The 316-nt window shown below is 32.9% G+C and carries 1 protein-coding gene; it reads right to left on the minus strand.

Annotated elements, in window-relative coordinates; translation table 11 throughout:
* Positions 1–316, minus strand: a 316-nt coding sequence (locus LJE09_RS19330) for an IS607 family transposase (RefSeq protein WP_227311631.1), incomplete at both ends; no start/stop codon positions are given.

Genomic DNA, 316 nt, shown 5'->3' on the forward strand with positions numbered 1-316 from the left:
TGAAGCTCTTTAGCAATCTCTTCATCCCTTTCTATTTGTTTTTTATACTTACGAAATCCGTACAATCTGCAGGAAAAAACATGAAGTATAGATACAATATCCTGTACAAGTTCTTCTTGCGGTGATAGTTCTTCATTGTTCACTATCACCATAGTTGTGTTGAACTTCATACAGAATTTTTCAAACCAGTCATATCCAAATCTGATAAATCTGTCTTTATGTGTAACTATGATGGTTTTAATTTTTTGTTCCATTACTTCATCTAACAGCTGATTCCACTTTTTGCGGTTATAGTTTAAACCACTGCCATACTCTT

This window comes from Blautia sp. DFI.3.45, from assembly GCF_020593505.1.
In the GTDB taxonomy this organism is placed as follows: Bacteria; Bacillota; Clostridia; order Lachnospirales; family Lachnospiraceae; genus Blautia_A; species Blautia_A wexlerae.